Source organism: Sphingomonas sp. BL-S-28, from assembly GCF_055521515.1.
In genome coordinates this window covers 826,565-846,429 of record NZ_CM145484.1, presented here as the reverse complement: position 1 = coordinate 846,429, position 19,865 = coordinate 826,565, and the positions used below count along the sequence as shown (strand labels likewise).

At 62.3% G+C, this 19,865-nt stretch carries 17 protein-coding genes and 1 tRNA gene; 13 read left to right on the top strand and 5 right to left on the bottom strand.

Going from position 1 to position 19,865, the window contains the following annotated elements:
- Positions 1–133: 133 nt before the first annotated feature.
- Positions 134–1,243 carry a helix-turn-helix transcriptional regulator gene (locus ACZ1JC_RS12745; protein WP_465136508.1) on the bottom strand — a complete coding sequence of 370 codons (1,110 nt, stop codon included), beginning with the start codon at positions 1,241–1,243 and terminating at the stop codon, positions 134–136.
- Between the two features lie 125 nt (positions 1,244–1,368).
- Here ACZ1JC_RS12745 and ACZ1JC_RS12740 point away from each other — a divergent pair, with 125 nt between their 5' ends.
- The 9 genes from ACZ1JC_RS12740 (at position 1,369) to ACZ1JC_RS12700 (ending at position 12,411) form a co-directional block, all read left to right on the top strand.
- A complete protein-coding gene (locus tag ACZ1JC_RS12740; RefSeq protein WP_465136509.1) occupies positions 1,369–2,499 on the top strand; it encodes an LLM class flavin-dependent oxidoreductase in 1,131 nt (376 codons plus the stop codon).
- Positions 2,500–2,501: 2 nt separating this feature from the next.
- Positions 2,502–3,665, top strand: coding sequence for a sulfotransferase family protein (locus ACZ1JC_RS12735; protein ID WP_465136510.1), 1,164 nt, complete (start codon positions 2,502–2,504; stop codon positions 3,663–3,665).
- Entirely contained in the window at positions 3,665–4,474 is an 810-nt protein-coding gene (locus ACZ1JC_RS12730; protein WP_465136511.1) for a sugar phosphate isomerase/epimerase family protein, read from the top strand. Before ACZ1JC_RS12735 ends, ACZ1JC_RS12730 begins: the two co-directional genes overlap by 1 nt.
- A 4-nt stretch (positions 4,475–4,478) precedes the next feature.
- Positions 4,479–5,714 carry a DUF1214 domain-containing protein gene (locus ACZ1JC_RS12725; protein ID WP_465136512.1) on the top strand — a complete coding sequence of 412 codons (1,236 nt, stop codon included), beginning with the start codon at positions 4,479–4,481 and terminating at the stop codon, positions 5,712–5,714.
- Between the two features lie 119 nt (positions 5,715–5,833).
- A tRNA-Thr gene (locus ACZ1JC_RS12720) sits at positions 5,834–5,909 on the top strand.
- Positions 5,910–6,123: 214 nt separating this feature from the next.
- On the top strand, positions 6,124–7,323 hold the full coding sequence (locus ACZ1JC_RS12715) for a tyrosine-type recombinase/integrase (RefSeq protein WP_465136513.1): 1,200 nt from the start codon (positions 6,124–6,126) through the stop codon (positions 7,321–7,323).
- A 315-nt stretch (positions 7,324–7,638) separates the two neighbouring features.
- Positions 7,639–8,511 carry a hypothetical protein gene (locus ACZ1JC_RS12710; protein WP_465136514.1) on the top strand — a complete coding sequence of 291 codons (873 nt, stop codon included), beginning with the start codon at positions 7,639–7,641 and terminating at the stop codon, positions 8,509–8,511.
- Positions 8,504–11,656, top strand: a complete 3,153-nt coding sequence (locus ACZ1JC_RS12705; protein ID WP_465136515.1) for a DEAD/DEAH box helicase — start codon at positions 8,504–8,506, stop codon at positions 11,654–11,656. The genes ACZ1JC_RS12710 and ACZ1JC_RS12705 overlap by 8 nt, the downstream gene beginning before the upstream one ends.
- Before the next feature lie 11 nt (positions 11,657–11,667).
- Positions 11,668–12,411 carry a DUF3223 domain-containing protein gene (locus ACZ1JC_RS12700; RefSeq protein WP_465136516.1) on the top strand — a complete coding sequence of 248 codons (744 nt, stop codon included), beginning with the start codon at positions 11,668–11,670 and terminating at the stop codon, positions 12,409–12,411.
- Between the two features lie 102 nt (positions 12,412–12,513).
- Here the strand turns inward: ACZ1JC_RS12700 and ACZ1JC_RS12695 are convergent, their stop codons facing one another.
- Together ACZ1JC_RS12695 and traA are read right to left on the bottom strand one after the other, a co-directional pair.
- Complete coding sequence (locus ACZ1JC_RS12695; RefSeq protein WP_465136517.1) at positions 12,514–13,170, bottom strand: DUF6118 family protein; 657 nt, start codon at positions 13,168–13,170, stop codon at positions 12,514–12,516.
- A gap of 4 nt (positions 13,171–13,174) precedes the next feature.
- A complete protein-coding gene (gene traA, locus ACZ1JC_RS12690; protein ID WP_465136518.1) occupies positions 13,175–16,003 on the bottom strand; it encodes a Ti-type conjugative transfer relaxase TraA in 2,829 nt (942 codons plus the stop codon).
- A gap of 170 nt (positions 16,004–16,173) precedes the next feature.
- On the opposite strand from traA, the gene ACZ1JC_RS12685 reads away from it, so the two are divergent.
- The 4 genes from ACZ1JC_RS12685 (at position 16,174) to ACZ1JC_RS12670 (ending at position 18,527) form a co-directional block, all read left to right on the top strand.
- Positions 16,174–16,512 (top strand): conjugal transfer protein TraD, encoded by a 339-nt coding sequence (locus ACZ1JC_RS12685; RefSeq protein ID WP_465136519.1) that lies wholly within the window; start codon positions 16,174–16,176, stop codon positions 16,510–16,512.
- A 16-nt stretch (positions 16,513–16,528) separates the two neighbouring features.
- Positions 16,529–16,753, top strand: a complete 225-nt coding sequence (locus ACZ1JC_RS12680; RefSeq protein WP_465136520.1) for a conjugal transfer protein TraD — start codon at positions 16,529–16,531, stop codon at positions 16,751–16,753.
- A gap of 652 nt (positions 16,754–17,405) precedes the next feature.
- Complete coding sequence (locus ACZ1JC_RS12675; RefSeq protein ID WP_465136521.1) at positions 17,406–17,969, top strand: hypothetical protein; 564 nt, start codon at positions 17,406–17,408, stop codon at positions 17,967–17,969.
- Positions 17,970–18,308: 339 nt separating this feature from the next.
- Positions 18,309–18,527 (top strand): helix-turn-helix transcriptional regulator, encoded by a 219-nt coding sequence (locus tag ACZ1JC_RS12670; RefSeq protein WP_465136522.1) that lies wholly within the window; start codon positions 18,309–18,311, stop codon positions 18,525–18,527.
- Positions 18,528–18,590: 63 nt separating this feature from the next.
- Here ACZ1JC_RS12670 and ACZ1JC_RS12665 read toward each other — a convergent pair whose 3' ends face one another.
- Positions 18,591–18,875, bottom strand: a complete 285-nt coding sequence (locus ACZ1JC_RS12665; RefSeq protein WP_465136523.1) for a sigma factor-like helix-turn-helix DNA-binding protein — start codon at positions 18,873–18,875, stop codon at positions 18,591–18,593.
- Positions 18,872–19,759, bottom strand: a complete 888-nt coding sequence (locus tag ACZ1JC_RS12660) for an ArdC family protein (protein ID WP_465136524.1) — start codon at positions 19,757–19,759, stop codon at positions 18,872–18,874. Before ACZ1JC_RS12660 ends, ACZ1JC_RS12665 begins: the two co-directional genes overlap by 4 nt.
- Between the last annotated feature and the right edge of the window lie 106 nt (positions 19,760–19,865).

Genomic DNA, 19,865 nt, shown 5'->3' with positions numbered 1-19,865 from the left:
CTTCGGTTGCGCGTGAGGTGATTTTGAAAGCGGCTTCGCCGTAAGCACCGACCTCTTTGCGCCTTTGCGCCTTTGCGCGATTATCTATCTTGTTCTTCTCCGCGTCTCCGCGCCTCCGCGTGAACCAACTCGCTCACGCAATCGCCAGCACACTGCGATGAATGAACCGCACCAGATCAGCCTGCCCCCGCGCCCCGGTCTTGGCGTAGATCCGCTTGGAATACGTCCGCGCCGATTCCACCGTCAGCCCCACTTCCGGCCCCGCCTCGGCAATCGACAGCCCGCGACTGAGAGCCAGCGCCAGCCGCGCCTCGCTTGCGGTGAGGTCGAACAGTTGCGCAAGCTGCCCGCAACGGTCGGCGGAGGACCAGTGATCGGCGTGGAGATAACAGAGCACCGCCGGCGCCGCCCGCGTCGTCCCCATGCGCCGGCCGGAGGGGACCAGCAGCAAGTCCAGCCACGGCTCCCGGCACAGCACCAGCGCACGCGGCCGGGCATCGGGATCACGCGCCAGTTCGCCGATCGCTTCCGCAAGCTGCCGCCGCAGCTTCGTGTCATGGGCACTCAGCCGGCCATCGCGGGTCCGCATGAGCCCGGCCGAGCCTGCCAGCATCCGCGTACCCAGCGGATCGGCATCGAGCACCCTGCCCTCCCCGTCGAGCGTCACCCAGCCGAAGTTCATCCGCCGCACCGCCTCGCGTTCGATCTCCGCGCCCATCCGCTCACGCTCCAGCGCCACGAAGCTGCCGAGCGCCGCGCGCAGATGGGGGGCCAGGTCTTCGAGCAGGCCGTCGACATCCGCCGCAAACTCGCCATCACGCCGGGTGATCGTGATCCAACCGTTCACCCCGCCCGGCTCGGCAAAGCGGATCATGCGCATGTGGTTCATGCCGGAGGGCGCTAGAAGCTGGTCGAGATAGGCGTCGTGCCGCGGATCGCCGAAGCGCAGCAATTCGTGCAGCGCATGGCTGCGCCCCTCCTGCATCGCATGGTAGGGCATGGGATCGCGCAAGTAGAGGCTCTCACGATAGAGCTGCGAAACCGGCGGGGGCGAGGGCTGGCCGGAATAGAGGTGGATCACCCGCGCCTCCGGCGTGCCCAGCGGCAGGGGGCGGAACACGAGGCTGGCATAATCCGCCGCAACCCGCGCGCGCAGCGCATCGAGGAAGCGCCGCCAGGGCGGGTCTTCCACCAGTCCCTCGATCAGCGGCACCAAGAGCGCCGCGTCCTCTCCATGCAGCATTTCCGTGATCCCCAAATGGGAATTTTCCTGATCCGAGGGCTAACCCACAACCGCATCCAGAGACAACGAGCGGCGCCGAACCATCACCCCTGCGGTGCGCGGACGCCGCCTGAGAGGATGACGCAATGCTCGAGGCAACCAAAGTGCAGCCCGCAGCCTTCCTGCGAACTACCCTGCCGCTCGGCATCGATATGGCGCAGGACTACGATTCGGGCCGCTATCACTCGATCTGGCTGCCCGATCACATGGTCAGCTTCTGGCCCGATTCGATCTGGACGCCGGAATTCACCGATCTCGCCAAGGCCTCGCCCAGTCCGCACCGCCATCTCGACGGTCTGGCGGTGGCGGCGGCGACGGCGGTGCTGACCAGGAACACCCCGTTGGCGACCACCGTGGTCGATACCGTACGCCGCCATCCCTCGCTGCTGGCGCAGACGGCGCTGACGATCAGCCACTTGTCGAAAGGCCGCTTCATCCTCGGCCTCGGTTCGGGCGAGCTGGAAAACACGGTTCCTTACGGGTTCGATTTCGAAAAGCCGGTGGGGCGACTGGAAGAGTCGATCAAGGTCATCAAGCTGCTGTGGCATGCGGACGGCCCGGTCGATTTCGAAGGGCAGTTCTTCCACCTCCACCACGCGCGGATGGACACCGAGTTCTACGAGGGCAAGGCTCCGCCGATCTGGCTGGGCGCGGCCGGCCCGCGCATGCTTTCCATCACTGGACGCGAGGCGGATGGCTGGTGGCCGGCGGGGTCGTGGACGCCGGAGGACTATGCGGCGAAGCTGAAGGTGATCCTGGATGCGGGCGATGCCGCCGGGCGCGACATGAGCCACTTCACCCCCGCCCTCACCCAGATGTGCCTGATCGGCGAGCCTGATGAGATCGACGAAATGCTGCGCGCGCCGATGGTGAAATCGATCATCCTGATGATGACCGCCAAGGACCTTGCCCAGTTCGGTTACGAGCATCCGATGGGCACAGACTGGCGCGGCATCATGGACTTCGATCCTGTACGCCTCAGCCGTGAGAAAATGCTGAAATTCTGTGACGAGATGGACCCGCAGGCGATCCGCGACGTGCTGCCCGTGGGCACGCCGAAGGAAGTCGCGCTCAAGATCAAGGGCTTCGCCGACGCCGGGATGCGCGTCTACAAGCTGATGGAATATGGTGCGATGGGCGGCATGAAGTTCTCCGCCACCAGCGCTGCCAAGGTCCGCGAGACCGAAGACGAAATCGCCCGTCTGGTGGAGGCTTGACCATGGCCGACCTGAACGCGCAGCAATTGCTTCTCGAAGCGCAGCAAATCACCGGCCTTTCCGATTGGGCGGATGAAGACTTCCCCGAACGCTTCGCCCTCGCGGTGGAGCACATCAACAGCATCGCCATGGACGAAACCGGCCGCGCGGCAGCGGCGGAGAATGTGCTCTGGCTGCTCACCGATCGCCTGCGCTTCTTCGAGGATCGCAAGCGCTTCCCACTGGCCAATGAAGCGATCGACCGCCCGATGTTCGTGAGCGGCGAGCCCCGCTCGGGCACGACGTTGATGCATGCGCTGCTCGCCGTCGATCCCGGAGCGCGAGCGCTGCGGTTCTGGGAGGTGATGCATCCCTCACCGCCGCCGGGCACGGTGGAGGGTGTCGATCCCCGTATCGCCACCGCCGATGCCGAATGGCGCGAGATCAATGCGAAGATGCCGCGCTGGCTGCACTGCCACCCCTACAACGACATGCTGGGCCAAGGCCTGCCCGAAGACGAGCGCACCTGGGCCTTCGACTTTCGCGTGATGACCCCCACGGCGTGGTGGCGCGTGCCGATGCAGAACCTCTCCTTCGGCCTGCCCACCGATCCGCCCGCACAGTACCGCATTCACAAGGCCATGCTGCAAGCGCTGCAATACCGGCGGCCCACCCGGCACTGGGTGCTGAAGGGCTTCCACACCACCCGGCTCGACGCGTTCTTCGATGCCTATCCCGATGCCTCGCTGGTCTGGCTCCACCGCGATCCGGTGATGGTCGCCGCCAGTTCGACGATGATGATGGCAGACATCATGGACGGGATCGTCGGCAAGATCAATCTGGTGAAGGAAGCCCGCGCCCATCTGGAGCGTGTGCGCTGGTCGATCGGCAACACGATGGCCCATCCGCTGGCAAACGATCCGCGCATCCACCACGTCCGCTACCGCGACTTCGTGGCCGATCCGATCGGCGTGATCCGCGATTACTACAAGTTCGCGGGCCGCCCCTTCACGCCCGAAGCGGAAGCGGCGATGCGGCGCTATCTGGCCGAGAACAAGGGCGACCGCCACGGCAAGTTCCATTACTCGACGCAAGTGCTTGTCGATGCCGGTTACGACATCGATGCGCTGAACGCAGAGTTCGCGCCGTTCCGGGAACGCTTCGGCGTAGAGATCGAACAACGCTGATGCACCCGCGCGTCAGCCTTCATCAAGTGGCGATGGTGGACCGGGAGACCGGCCCATTCCTCCAATTTTGCTGCGATATCGGGGTACAGCATGCCACGCTGGTTTCGCCGCGTCTGTTGCAGGCCAACGAACGAGATGCTGCACGTGAGGCAGTGCAGCATGGCCGGATCGCCGTGGGGTGCATCAACCATCCCTTCGCGCTCCACCCCGACCTCGAACGCGACAGCGGGATCGCCGCGCGCGATCTGATCCGGGTGATCGACATGGCCGCAGAGCTTGGCGCGCCATCGATCTACCTCATCACAGGCGGGCGCGGCGGACTGTCGTGGGAACAGGCGGCGACGCGCTTCGCCGAACTGCTCGCGCCTTGCCGTGACCATGCCGCCGCACGCGACGTCGCCCTGCTGGTCGAGAACGCCTCACCGCTGACGGTGGACATCCACATCGCGCATACGCTGCCCGATACGCTGCGCCTCGCACGGCTTGCGGGCACCGGCCTCTGCGTCGATCTCCACGCCTGCTGGGTGGAGGCGGACTTGCGCGAAAAGCTGGCCGAGGCCCTCCCCCTCGCCGGCCTCGTGCAAGTCAGCGACCACGTCCCCGGCGACCGCACCACGCCCTGCCGCGCCGTCCCCGGAGACGGCGCCGTGCCGCTGGAGGCGATCCTGCGCGATGTGCTGGACCTCGGCTACACCGGCTTGTTCGACCTCGAACTGGTCGGCCAGCGCATAGAGGCGGAGGGCGCCGAACAAGCCTGCACCCGCGCCGTCCACATCCTTTCCGACATTCTCACCCGGCTAGGAGCCTGACACGATGGCATTCGGCGATGGAACCGACGACGCGGCACTCAAAACGGCGTGGGACACGTTCTGCGAACAGTTGAAGCACGCCGGCATGGCCGCCTTCAAGGACGCCAATCCGGCCAACCCGCTCCAGCGCGCCGACGCCTTCCGGTTCCTGACGCAAAACCTGGGGCAAGCCTTCGACCTTGCCCTCGAAACCCGCGATCCGGCTTTCCCGCAGATCCACCGGTTCACCACGCCGACCATGAAACTCGGCGGCGATCTGGCCGACTTCACCTACCGGCAGGCATGGATTTCCGGCGATCACGTCTACCGCCTCAACGGCCGCCGCGGCACCGCGCGCTGGCTGAACGTAACAGTCCAAGGCCCGCGCCCGGACAAGATCCCGGGCACCGACTGGCCAAGCCTGCACGAGCCCTTCGGCGACATTCCCGAGGCCAACCTGTTCGGCCACCAGATCGAAGCCGATGCAGATGGCCACTTCGAAGTGATCATCGGCGGCGCTCCGCAGGAAAAGAACTGGCTGCCCACCACACCCGGATCGCGAAAGCTGTTCATCCGGGAGGCCTTCGACGCTTTCGGCGAAACGCCCACCACGCTCTCGATCGAGCGGATCGGCATGGCCGCCCCGCGCCCGCTGCCCTCACCCGCACAAATGACCGAAGCGATGGGCTGGGCCGGAAATTTCGTCATCGGCCTGATGCGCGACTGGCCCGAACACGCCTGGCTCACCTCGCGCGGGGTCTGCGATCCCGCCAGCCTCAACATGTTCCCGGCGGACAAGGCCGCCAACGACGCCAGCGACGCCAAGCGGGGGCGCATGGCCGCGCACATGGTCTGGCACCTGGAACCGGATGCGGCGCTGATCGTCGAGATGGATTGGCATCCCGGCTTCTGGCTGTTCGGCATGGGCGGCGCGCTGATGGGATCGATGGACTTCCTCCACCGCCCGGTCAGCTACACCCCCGCCCGCACGAAAGTGGACGACGACGGAGTGGTGCGCCTGATTCTCGCCCACCAGGATCCCGGCCTCCACAACTGGCTGGACACGCAGGGCTTCTCCGACGGCAACCTCACCTACCGCAACCTGATGAGCCAGCAACCCGCGACTTTCCGCACGCATCGGGTGAAGGCCGCCGACCTGCAGAAACACTTGCCGAAAACGACCGCCACGGTCACCCCGGACGAACGTGCGGCCCTGCTGCTGGAGCGATATCGCGCCATCAAACTGCGCTTCGGGTTGTGACGGACGCAAAATCCAAAAAAAGTTCATCGCGAGTGGGTGCAAAGCCCCTTGCGCGATCTTCGCGCGCTCGGTAAAGGCGCCCCCTGCCCATGGCCGGCTCGCCGGTTCACATCAGGCATGCCGCTTTAGCTCAGTTGGTAGAGCACATCATTCGTAATGATGGGGTCACGTGTTCGAGTCACGTAAGCGGCACCACCTTTCCCTCTCAGATCGTCCCAAACGCTCGAAAAAATGGCTGAATTCTGCCATTATTGAGCCTCCCCGGTCTAGGAGTGTGTCAGGCAGTTTCAGGCCATCTTGAGTGAAATGGGGCCACGAAATGGCACCAAAACCTCCTTGAGAGGACTCACACGGATGGCCCACCTGGACGGTCCCCTTACGCGCTTCGACCTTTCGAGGAGAATCGCGCGTGGCACTTACCGAAACCCAAATTCGCCAACTTGAACCTGACGCCAAGTCCTACCAGTGCAGTGACGGTCGAGGTCTCTTTCTGGAGATCCACCCCAATGGGTCGAAGCTGTGGCGCTTCAAATATCGTTTTCTCGGCAAACAGAAGCGCCTCGCGCTCGGCCGTTATCCCGATGTCGGCCTGGAAGGCGCGCGCCGGAAGCTCGACGAAGCGCGCCAAGTCCTCGCCGGAGGCGAAGACCCACTGGCGGTGCGAAAGCTGCACAAGCTCGTCGCCTCCTTCAAAGCCGCCAACTCGTTCGAGGATGTCGCAAAAGACTTTATCGAAAAAATGATTGCCGAAGAGAGAGCGCAGGTAACGACCGACAAAATGGTTTGGCAACTGACGCTGCTGAAACCTATCGCACATCGGCCAATTTCTGAAATCAAGCCACTCGAAATTCTGGCGATTCTGAAAGCGCTGGAAAAGCAAGGGAAGCGGGAAACGGCGCGGCGCTGTCGCGAATTTGCCAGCCGTGTTTTCCGCTATGGCGTGGCGACAGGACGCGGCGAAAATGACCCCACGACCATCCTGCGCGGCGCGCTGATCGCGCCCAAGGTTACTCATCATGCTGCGCTGCTCGACCCGCAGCAAATCGGAAAACTGCTCCGCGACATCGACTGCTATTCCGGCAGCGCAATCACGCGCTTTGCCATGCGGATCTCACCCCACGTCATGTCCCGGCCGGGCGAACTGCGGAAAGCCGACTGGTCAGAGTTCGACTTCGAGGCTGGTGTTTGGACCATCCCCGCTGAGCGCATGAAAATGCGGAAACCTCACCAAGTTCCGCTATCTCGGCAAGTGATCGCCTATCTGCGTGAACTGCAAGAAGTGACCGGGCCGGACGGCTATGCGTTTCCGGCCATACATACGTCACGAAAAACAATGAGCGAAAACACCGTCAACAATGCATTTCGGCGAATGGGTTATCGCAAAGATGAGATAACCGCGCACGGACTGAGGACAACCGCATCGACACTTCTGAATGAGAGCGGCCACTGGAGCGCTGATGCAATCGAACGTTCGCTTGCGCATGCAGATGTCAATGCCATTCGCGGAATCTACAATCGCGGCCGGTATTGGGAGGAGCGTGTTGCAATGCATCAATGGTGGAGCGACCATCTGGACGAGTTGCGCAGGAAGAGCTCGGCTGTCGGCTGATTTCGTATTTGGATTGGGGGCAGGCGACACGCTCAGGCGGTTGCCAGCCACCTCGGCTCCTGACCTCACAAATAATCTTGATGCCGGTCATGCTGACGGCGGCTTCACGCCCTAATCTGAGCGTGGAACGATTTTCACCGAGATGTTGGGAACTTCAATTTCGAACAGAGCAGAAATGGTCACCAACATCGCCTTCATAGGCGAGCATCAAAGGTCCGTACGGATGTTCTCCAATTCATTTAGAATAGATACGATTAGCTCGCACCAGCAGAACATCCGATTGACGCATCAAGTAACTTGTGCGAGCTACCGTCCGTGGGGGATTTAGCCAAACGTTATTCGAAGCACGTCATCACGACGGACGCCGATGATCACCTTTGGGCGGTCGTTCTGGAGTCGTGCGATCTCGACCTTGTCGACGATGGCATGCTGCGTCATGCGGTGGGTGCGATACGTAGCGCATATGGCGAGCAGGAGCTTCGCGATCTCGCAGAGAACGAACCGCTCCTCACCGTCCCAGACCCCGCGGAAGGCATCGGCGGTTTCGAAACCGACCATTTGATCCAAGCATTTCGCTCGTCACTGCCTGATCCTGATGCCGAAGGTGGAAAGCCGGCTCACCTTACGAATTACCGCTCTGAAACCACCGAAATTGTCGCACGTGAGGCACTCAGCGTCGTATTCGACATGGCCACGCCGCCAGCACTTCATGCTACGAAAGGCAATCGCAACCAGCCGATCCTTGGATTCGACGGCTGGAGCGTGATGAACCAGTCTACCGGTGAGCTCGCTTTGGTCCTCATTCAGGTCAAGGGAACAGACGATATCAATCGCCCGCCGAGCCAGGCGGAAAAACTCATCGTGGAATGCGGGAAGGTTACGGCGGAGGTCGGTAAGCTCAAAGGCTTCCTCGTCGCCTGCGCGCTGCGTTGCAAGGGCACAGAATATTGTACGCCGTTGCTCAACATGCTCGTCGAATTGGAGAAAACTGCGAAGGTAGCGAACCTCATGGTGGCGCCAGTCGTCATTAGAGGAGTGGTGCCAGCAGATCTTGAAGATCTGAAATCACTGAGAGGGGCGACAGCAACGTTCGGACATGCCAAAGCGCGCGGCATGAGCCTATCGATCGGTGCTGACCTAAACGAATTCGGCCGCAAGGCAATGGATGCGGCGCGTCAGCATGACTGATGTCGGAAACATTCTCAACGCAAACCATATCGATGCCTTGGTGTCTGCGCTCGATGATGCCGCCTTCCAGGCCGTGCTTGACAGGAATCGCGAACCGCCGAGCGCCGATCTGATCGAGCTTAAAATCGGTGCGCTTTTCGGCTATGAAGAGCTTCTCGCTTCCGTAGATATTGAGTCCAGCCTCTACGGTGCCGAACCGCGTCTGGCCCGGGAGACGTTGAGCGGCAGTCAGCGCGTCTTCGAGCAATGGCAGGCCTATATTTTCGCTGCGGTCGAGCGCCGCCAGGTCGAGATGCGAGACCTACTACTCCTGACCGCGACAGGTCTAGCAGCACGCAGGCCAACTGAATTGCGACAATTGCTCGGTCTAGACGCGATTGGAACGCTGCTCGGCACTCCAGACAACGTTTCTGCATGGCCACTGCGTGTCCAAGCAGCCGTGACTCGCGCACTGATCCTTACGGCACGTCAGCGAGACCGCGTCGATATCGAAGCAGCCCGGACGGTGGTGGAAGAATTGTCTGCGCTGCAAGCAGAGACAGACCGTGAATGGCTAACTGAGGCGCCGCGCGAGGATCAGGCGGCACTGACGCTCCTTTCGCTGTATCATGCAGCACAGGCAACAGTCGTCATCGTCAGCTATCTGCTCGAAGGCGAACTGCGAGGCCGGCGGGGGCAGGCGCTAAACGTAGCGACGGAACTCGAGGTCTTGCTCAGTAAAGCGCGCAAGTATGCCGAACTGTCCTCGGATCCCGAACTGATGACCTGGACGCGGTCGGTGGCACTGATCGCAGCGAAATTACGTTCGGATTCGATCTGGTCCAACGGGCTCAACATTACCGAGAAGATCGACTCACTGATCAAGAACATGAGCACCCGCGAAGGAGCGATCTACAGCATGCTGCCTTCGCAGCAGGAGGCGCTCAGCAGCAATCTGCTCGATCCGAGGCAGGAAGCGGTTGTCCTGCAGATGCCGACGAGTTCGGGCAAGACGCTGATGGCCGAACTCGCTGCCGTGCAAACCGTGTCGAGCTACGCGGACGCAAAAATCGTTTACTTGACCCCGACCCGCGCGCTCGCGACCCAGGTCAAACGGACGCTGGGTGCCGATCTCTCTGATCTCGATATCCTTGTGACAGCAGCCGGCAGCGCATTCGAGGAGGATCCGTTCGAGCTGGCACTTCTCGAGCAAGCCAAAGGCGTCGTCGTCTCCACACCCGAGAAGCTTGACTTGTTGCTGCGAGCGCATGCTGAATGGTTCTCGACCGTCCGCCTCGTCATCGTAGACGAGGCACACCTTCTCAAAGACGGTGAGCGCGGTGTGCGGCTTGAGCTGCTGCTTGCAAATCTTCGCCGGGAACATGCGCACATCCGCCTCCTGCTGCTGACGCCATTCGTCGAGAATGCGAAGGACGTGGCGGACTGGCTGAGCGTGGGGCGTAGCCATGAGGTCGGCGTCCAATGGCGCCCGTCTCGCCTGATTGTCGGCCTTACAAAATTCACAGGACGCGCGGGTACTCGCGCGATCGAGATCGAGTGGAAGGAGCCGCATCGTCCCAACAACGTGATCAGCCCGACGCGTCTGCCTTTAACGCCCGAGGAACGCGAGGAGCTGAAACCGCCCTCGGTACGATCAAACGCGGTAGTTCTATGCAAGCGGCTACGCGCGTTCGGGCCGTCACTCGCGATGTTCCCCGGCTCACGCATCAATGCCGAAGAAGCCGCCCTCGCCATTGCCGCTACCAAGCCAGTGCTAGACCCCCAGGAAGCGCCAGCCGAGTTCAGGGTGGCGCTGGCGCTCGCGACGGCGGATTACGGCGCCAATAGCGATCTCGCCAAATGTCTCTCGCGTGGCGTTGCCTTTCACCATTCAGCGCTTAGCGGAGAGCTTCGGTATCTTGTCGAGCGGCTTGCGGCACTTGGCGTGCTCGATTTCATCGCGGCAACGACAACGCTTGCCCAAGGAATGAATTTCCCGGTTTCCAGCGTAGTGATTCACTCGGTTTCAAAACCATATTCAGGTCCCTTATCGCCCGGCGAATTCTGGAACATTGCCGGGCGAGCGGGGCGTGTCGGCCTTTCCGAGAAAGGGGTCGTCGTTTTCGCGAACCCGAAGCACCGCGATGAGTGGGAGAGGTATACAACCTACCTCAATGAGCGGATCGATTCCGCGCTCACGTCCGCGATCGAGAGAATCGATGAAACGGATTCGATCAAGTGGACATACAAGATCAACGAAGGAATACGCCCCTTTATCCAGTATCTTGGCCATGCTGTCGCCAGCTTGGGCGCGCGCGAAACGCAATCCGAACTCGAGCGGCTTGTGACGGCAAGTTTTGCTGGCAAGTCTGCGAATACGCGAGCCTCCCTTATGCGTCTCGCGCGCCGCTATGTCGCCGAAGTGTCGGGCAAGCAGTCCGGATATATGAAGACTGCCGATCAGACGGGGCTCGCCTCTTTTAGCTTTGACGAACTCTACGCCTCGATCGGTTCCGATCCCGTTCTTGCACGCGGCAATGCTGCCGAAATGCAGGCACGGGAAGGCCTGAAACATCTCATCGATGCGCTCGTCAAACTCCCCGAACTCTCGCTCGCGCTGGAGAAAGGCCATGGGACGATTAACACTCAGTTGGTCGCCGACGTCGTACACCAGTGGATGAATGGCGCTGCGATCCACGAGATCGCGCCATCCTTCAGTGGACAAGATGAGGCGGAACGGATTCGCGAGGCCGGAAAATATGTGTTCGGCAAGGTTTCGCAGACAGTATCTTGGGGCGCGCATGCCTATTTGCGCGGTCGCGACATGCTCGCAAGCGACACGTCATCCCCCAGCGACGAGCGCCGCATGCTTCCAGCCTATATCCAGTATGGCGTGAACGATCCTGGAGCTGTTCTAGCATCGATGTTCGGCGTGCCGCGTCAGGCAGCAACCGGGATTGCGGCGCAATATGTAGCGCGAAACGGCGATCTCCAGCCAGGTGACAACGCGCGTTTTCGCTCCTTTCTGGAAGACAGTCCGGTCGAGATCTGGCGCGATGCCATCGCGGGCTCACGGGTCGAAAACCTGGTGTCTCCGCAGGACCTTCGACAGGTATGGCGGGACGCGCAAGGCCTGCGCACGGCGCGCAGCGCCGAGAAAACCTGAGAGTTATACGGATGCCCAACAAGCCGCTCATCCTTCCCAACGGCAGAGCTTTTGCATCGCGAAGTGCCGCCGAGAATCATTTTCTCGACATGCGTTCGCGCTACGAACTCAACACCCCGATTGATAACCCGGCGGATCATGCAGACCTCTTGGCCCTACTCGAGCGATATGATGAGGCGATTCATGACGGTCCAACAAAGGTCGGGGCGGGCATCGCGCATTTCGAGACCCGGATGAACCGTACAAATGGGGGCAGCAATGTCGGCTTCTGGGCGGTCAGAAACAATAACAGCGAGACCGACTTCAGCATCATCAAGGCGGTAGCGGCCAAGGGCTCAACCGAAGCGCAGCAATTCGCGGACGCGTGCCGGGTCGCGATCGCTGATGACTTAAACGATGCCAAGCGCGCTCATTTTGCGGCTTGGGGGGATGCCGCCGACAAAGTCGAGTGTGAGGCGACGGGCATACTGATTAAGCGGTCAGAGGCGCGAGCGGACTATGTCATCACGCCCATTCGCGACATCGTGCACGGTTTCCGCGTAGCTCAAGGATGGGAGGAACGGCTACCCAACGGCTTGATCACCAAACCAAACGATGCCCAGACAATTACGCAGTTCGACGATCCAATCGCGGCCGCCGCCTTCAGGCGATATCATCATGGTGTCGCGCAGATCAGGATCGTATTGAAAGATGCGCCCGCAGCCAAGCTGCGGGCTGGAAGGTTAAATCCGCCGGTGAGGCCTCTGAAATTCTGACCGACTGGACTGGCCGGTCAGTGACTGAATAACGCCCGTTCAACAGGATCCAATTCCAGCCATTCCAACCTGTGTCGACGGTGATCTCTGGAGGGGGCATTACTACCGAATTTCGCTCCGAGCCCGGCGCAACTTCCGACTGATAACCTTCGCCTCTGCTTGAGATTGGATCGCCGCATTCACCCTCAGCCTCCTCTCCGGATCGGCAACCTCTAAAAGCCGCTCGCCAGCGTCCCACTCAGTTCGCCCAAGCATTGCCGCAGCCCGCTGCTCCGGCCAATGCCAACTCGTGGGCGCCATCCAGGAAATGATGTCCCGACCTGCGCCACCCGCAAAGAGCCCAACAACAAGCGCTGCACTCGCGGCGATCACCATCCACTTGTTCTGAACCTGCCCCGCGCGAGCATCGGCGACGACGATGTTGATGGAAGCAGCAGCCGTTAGAAGTTCGATACGCGCCCGCTCCCAAGCCTGATGATCAGCGAGCCGCCCATCCCTTCCCGCCGCCTCGATCTGCGCAGCGAGGCGCTCCGGCGTCAGCGCCATGACCGGCCGCTCGGTGAACTGCTTCACCGCGCCGCGTACCGCCTGAAACTGTCCCTCGATCTTCGCCAATTCGGGACTGTAATCGCGGGCATGCATCTCCTGAAATTTGACGGCGAGGCCGTCGATGGCGGCGGTAAGCCCTGCCAATCGCTGGCCCATGGCCTCGAACGCAGCGGCAGGATCAAGCTCTTGGGGGGTGTGGATTTCGGTCATCCGATCAGCTTATCCCAAGCCCACGGTCGCGCGAGCGGCCGAGCCATTCCTGGATCTGGTGCGACACCGTTTCTTTCCCGGTTGGTTTCAGCCCCAGTTCGCGGACCCTGTTTCGCAGTAACGACTCGAGCTGCGGGTCGCGATGAAGGCTCTTGGCGAGCTGATCGATTCGCGCTTCTGCCCGCTCCTCACCCAGCTCGTCACCGATCTTGCGCATCCGCATGAGCAGCCGGGTCTGGGTCTGGAACTCGTCGACGAAGCGGTCGGCACGCAAGTCGGCATCGATGCGGATCTCGCGCTCGGCCATCATCGCCTGGATCGCGCGTTTGGTCTGCCCCTTGCCGGCTTCGTCGGCGAGATCGGGGTCCTTGTGGATCGCCGCCGTGAGATCGCGAGCACCGTGCTCGCGCACCTTGTCGAGATGGTTGGCAGCTCGTTCCAACGCCTGCTGCTGAAGTTCGATGGGCTTCAACCCCATCGCCTTGATGCGCAGAATTTCCTGTGCCGCACGCCCATAGCCCTGCACCGCCACCTCGAGCGGCTTCGGCGGCGCGGCAATGACCGGCGCCTTGAGCCTGAGCCCGGCAAAGGGATCGCGCTTGATGGCGATTTCGGCTTGCGGCTCCCGCTTCATCTCGAAGGCCGGGCTGTAGTCGGAGGCCATGTCCTTCGAACGATCCCGGCTCAGCGCGCGGACCAGCTTCGAGCGATCGGCAAAGTCATCCTTGCCATAGTGGAGATCGACCTCAGCCCGGTGGCGCGAGAGCGCCACATAGGCCCCATGCCGATCGAGCCCCGGCGTGGCGAGAACCTGCACCCGGTCCACCGTCATGCCCTGCGCCTTGTGGATCGTCGCGGCATAGCCGTGATCGATGTCAGCGTAGTCCTTGAGATCGAAGGCGACCGATCGGCCATCGTCGAGCATGACCGCCATGCTGAAAGGCGAGACACTGCGAAGGGTACCAAGCGATCCGTTCTTCACCCCCATGCTGCGCTCGTTGCGGAAGAACATCACCCGGTCGCCCACGGCAAAGGCCCGCTCACCGCGCTCAACCTTGAGCGCCACATCCTCACCCAGATCGCCGGCTTCACGCATCTTCCCGCGCGCCGCCTGGTTCAGCTCGCCAACCTCTTCATTGGTGTGAGTGAGGATGATCCGGCTCGCGGTGGGGTTTTGCTGACGATCGCGATCCCACTGCCCTACCAGCGCTTCGCGCGCACCCTCGCGGGTGGCTGCGACATGGACATGCCCCGCCTGCTCATAGGCAAGCACCGCCTCGCCGGTCCGCCCGGTGGCGAGATCGCGGGTTGCCTCGCGCTGCCATTCCTCGCTCTGGCGGCGCACCTGCATGATCTCGACGCTGCCATGGCGCTCGGCAATGCTGCGGAAGGCCGCGCCGGCTTCGATTGCCTGCAACTGCTCGGGATCGCCGACCAGCACGACCTTGGCGCCGCGCTTCTCGGCTTCGGAGATCACGCGCTCCATCTGCCGGGTGCCGACCATCCCGGCCTCGTCGATGACGAGCACCGAGCGATCGGTCAGCAGTTCACGATCCTGCGCCCATTGCCGTTCCATGCTGGCGATGGTGCGCGACGATATTCCCGAGCCGCTCTCGAGGTTTTCCGCGGCAATACCCGAGAGCGCCGCGCCGCGCACCTCATAGCCCGCCGAGCGCCAGGCAGCATGGGCAACGCCGAGCATCGCACTCTTGCCAGTGCCGGCATAGCCGATCACCGAAGAGAGACCCCGGCTATTGGTCACATGCTCGAGTGCTCCGCGCTGCTCGCCGGAGAGAACGAGCCCCCTCGCCTCGGCGCGCGCCAATGCCTTTTCCTGCATGGCCCGGCTGACGCCATGCCGCCGCCCGGCATCGAGCTTGATGGTGGCCTTCTCGAGCCGCTTCTCGGTCTCGATCATCGAACGCGAGGTGAAGCGATCCTCGCCGCGCCCGTCCTTGCCGAGCGCGATCAGCTCGGGCGAGGATTTGACCGCGCCCAAGACCTGATCGAACTGCTCCTTGCCGTCGCTGTGCCGGTGAACGAACTTGGCGAGGTCACGGGTGGTGAATGTCGCCTGTTGGTGGGTGATGGCATCGAGCGCGATTCCAGGGTTCGCGAGGAGCTTCTCGCCATTGGCTCGGGCAATCGCGTGGTGCTCTTCGAGCCTTTCACTCTCCAACCCCTGCCCCGCCATGCGCGAGGCGGCGGGACCGATCTTGTGCTGCGGCTCGAGTTCGATGCCCTGGGCCTCCAGCGAACGGTGATCGATCCGCGCATCGATATCGAGTTCGGCCAAGCGCTGGTTGACGTGGGTCGCCCAGGCTTCGCGCCAATGGGTGAGCAGTTCGGTGCGGTTCCAATCGCGCACCTTGGGACCGAAACCCTCCTCGGTCACTTCACGCATGCCGAGCATCACATGGGCATGGGGCTTGGGCTGTCCGTCTTCGCCAATATCCCAATGCACATTGAGATCGGCGACCATGCCGCGTGCTACGAACTCGCGGGAAACGAAGTCACGGGCCAGGCGAATGCCTTCGGCCTGGTCGAGCTCGCGGGGAATGGCGAACTCGACCTCACGGCAGAGCTGCGCGTCTTTGCGCTTCTCGGCCGCCTCGACATCATTCCACAGCCGCTCGCGGTCGAGCCACTGCTCGGGGGCGTTCTCGGGGAGCAGCACTTCCGAGTGGACCACGCCCGCCTTGTTGGAAAAGTCATGATCGCGCCCCAGCCTCTCGTCGTGCAGCCGCGAGGCGGAACGATAGGCGGCGGCGGCCACCGCCGAGGAGCCGGCAGCGCGCGAAATGACTTTGGCCGAGAAATGGTAGATCGCCATGCGGCGAACCATTTACACTTCAAGCAGCACGTCGGCACGACGTATAAGCGCGCCCTCGAACGATTTCATCGCACTCGGGAACGCGAAATCCCAAGAGATTTCACGCTATTGTTCGGCGCTGAGACTCCCGATAGCTGAACCGTCCGCCTCGATCAAAGAAAGGACGGACGATGCGCAAACCCCGTGACTATGACGCCGAACTCAAAGCGCTTACCGACAAGACGCGGCAACTCAAAATGCGCAAGACCAGCCAGCTCGGAGAACTGGTGAACGCGACAGGAGCCGATGCCCTTTCCGCCGAAGTGCTGGCCGGCGCCTTACTCGACGCTGCCACCACCACGGACGCTGCCAGAAAGGAGGCATGGCGCAAGTGGGGCGCTGCGTTCTTTTCAGGGGCCGGCAAAGGCGCTCGCGCAGGAACTGGCAGCGAGGATCGCAGCAACCTTGGCAGCGCTGCGGCGGAACCAGGCAGCGCGCAACTGCCACTTGGCGAGCCGGGCGCGGCATGATGCTCGCGCGTGGCAAGTGAAGCGGCGCGAGCGCACCCGCCAGCTCATCGAGCTCGGCGGGCTGATCGCGAAAGCCGAGCTGGTCGAACTGACCGGGGATGACCGTGCGGCGATCCTCGGTTTGCTCGTCGAAGCAGCGGCCAGATTGCGCGGCGAAGATCGTGAGCAAGCGCTGACGCTATGGCGGCGGCGCGGCATGCGGGCGTTCGCTCAAGAACCAGCTGGCATTGATCGAGAATGAGCTAGCCGTAGTCAAAAATCGGCAGGGACGGTTTTGTTGTTCTGCTTCCGACACGGACGAATGAAATGGACAAGACCGGCCTCGCAAAATTGTGCTATACCGGTCGTGCGCGGGCGACTCCGTGGCGCAGAGTGGAACCCCGGCTGCGAGTTCCATCAGGCCGCCTTTTCACAGTCCTGCCGGTTTGGAGCGTCCGCGCACCTTTGGCCTTGTCTCCCACCGCGCAGCGAATTGCTCGCAAGCCTGCTCGGCATGGCGGGTGATGTCCATTTCATGATGGCGCAACGCTTTGACGTTTTAGGCGTAGAGGATGCCGGGCTTGTTGCCTTCATCTCCCGCTTTTCAGCCTTGATGTCCGATCACTCCGCGCAGCCTTGGCGGAAGGATTCCCGTCTGTTATCCTGCCAGGGCGCTGCGCAAAGGGCAGCGCCGGGACTGGTAATCCCGCAAGTGAGTCTAGCTCGGAAAACACAGTTTTCCGGGGTGCCGACGCGTATGTCCAAGCCTTCGGGTTAAAGGCGGCGGCGCATGTCACTTGCATGTTACCAGCTCCGGCGGCTCCCGCGCGTTAGCGCGCGGGAGTTCGGGACTGGTCCGCAAGTTGTCCCGAAACCTTCCGCCAACCCGCCTTGATGCGGACCCGGAGGTGCCAATGGACGTGCTTGTTCCTGCTGCTTCACCCGATGAAATCGCCGCTGTTTCTGCGGCGCTCGCTTCCTTGCCCGATGAGAACTCCGCGCTCGCTGCGCTCTGGAAAATCTACGACGCCGAACCGGTACGGTTGCTGCGCACCAAGCAGGGCCGCAGCCTTAGTCGGGATCGCTACAAGCGGGCCGAACAGTTCGCGGCCATGCTTTCACCCGAAGCGCCGTTCGACTGGCCAGACTTTCTCTATTCGACCGGCATCGTCGCGCAGCTCGCGCTGTCCTCACATCTGCTCGATGTCGGCTTTCCCGACAGCTGGTGTGCGCGGTACATCAGCCTGCATGTCGATCGGTCGCTCGCGTACGCTAACGTCACTGCATTCGGCTATGATTGCCCAGAGACGGCACGGCTAATGCAGGTGCTGGCGCCCTACTGGAAATGGAACCGTCGCAATCTGACCGATGGCCAGCATCCCGACGATGGCGGCTTCACGCCCGACGAGGTTCGAGCGCTGGTTGCCTCGCTGCTGGCGCATGTTTGCCAGGTCACCGGACACGCGCGATCACGATAGCGGGCAGTGCGATCCTGATCGCACCACTGCGGCGCTGAGACTCCGGCAAGCAAAGCGGCGTGATCGCCGCCGAGGTCTGGCGCGATTCGCGTGCCTGCGATGTCAGTGATTCGCGCGCACCGCGTGCTTTGAGACGGCTTGGGACGGGGCCGCCAGTCACGCGCCTCCGGCGGTGAGACTCTTTTTTGGTGTCCGTAGGGTACCGTTGGGGTCCGTTAGAGTGCACATAGGGTACACTTCGTGCCCCCCTACATTTTCAGGCACTTGCGCCCTACTCGCTTTGCCCCAATCTTGCTCATGGCCGGCCAGTCCACCTCAAGAAATCGGAGGACACGCCACATGAACATGACGCCCCATGATCGTTTCCTGCGCCTCAATGTCGTTCTCGAACGCACGGGCCTTTCCCGCGCGACCCTCTACCGCAAGATCCAGTCGGGCACTTTCCCGAGGCAGGTTCGCATCGCCGAGCGCTGCTGCGGTTGGCGCGAAAGTGCCGTTACCGAATGGATGAATAGTCCCATCTCGTACCTGGTCGACGACTTCCCGCCGCAAGCCTGAACAATCCACGCCCCCGCAAACAAGGCCGGGGCGCGTCCGCCGCAGCGGACGCGCCCCGGTTGCTTACCAGCCCTTGCGCTCCTGCCGATCCCGCGAGCGCACGATCATGCCCATCGCGCAGCCGAGCTCTTTCTCCACCCGGCGGACACTGATGCCCATACGCTCGGCGATCTGCTCATAGCGAAGACCTTCGAAGCGCCAGAGGCAGAACGCCCGATTGGGCAGGTACGGCAGCGAATAAATCGCGCGTGCCAGCCGCCGCAATTCCGGATCTTCGTATTCCGGGAAGGCATTACGCAGGAATGCCTCATGGATACGCTGTTCCAGCCGATAGAGATGCCACCTCATGCTGCATCCTCCCCGAATGCGAGGAGGAAATCGGCCGCCTTGCTGGCTGCGCTGGCCGCCCGGAAGATCGCCTTCTCATCAGCGCGCAGCACTTCAAGCCAGGATCCGAGGTAATCCGAATGCCGCACCGTGGGCTGGATACCCAGCGACGCGCAGGCAAAAGCCGAAGTTATCTCGGCGATCATCTCTTCCTTGGCATACGCGGCCGAACCGTACTTGCCGGTCAGATCGCGATCCAATCGGCCCTTTGCGCCACTCCAATGGCCAAGTTCATGAAGTGCCGTCCGGAACCAGTTCACCGGCTCATGGAAAGCTGCCTGCGAGGGCACCTGCACATAGTCCAGCTTGGGCGCATAGAACGCCTCATCGCCGCCGATCCGGAAGTCCGCGCCGGTGGCCGCAATCAGCCGGTCCACCTCGGCAATCGCCATGACCGGATCGGGAACCGCCGGTTCCTCGGCATACTTCGCCGGCAGCCCTTCGATCTGATCGAGGTTGAAAACGACAAAGCGTTTCAGGAACGCAATCGTCCGGGCCTCACGATCCTCGCACCGCGCCTGCTCGGTCTCGCCCTTCGGGGTGAAGCGATCCGCATAGCAAATGACCGTGCCCTTCTCGCCGCGTCGGACATGACCGCCCGCCGCCAGGGTCTGCTTGTAAGTCAGCCAGCGCTGCGATGCGAACCGGCGTTCCACCGCCTCGCACCACAAGATGAGAATATTGATCCCCGAATACACGCGCCCGGAAACGGCATTGTGCGGCATCAGGCACGTGCACCGCGCACTATCCCAGGGCTGGACCCAAGGGAGCCTGCCCTCTTCCAGCTCGGCAATGATGCGGGAAGTGACCTCTCCATAGAGGCTCTGGCGATTGGTCCTTTCCATTTCTCCTGTTCCTTTCCTCAACCGCCATTGACCGGCGCCGGGGTGGCGGGGGGCGGCAGGAGCGGACCAAAAGCCTCGCCTCAGATGGCGGGGTGCACCCGAAGGG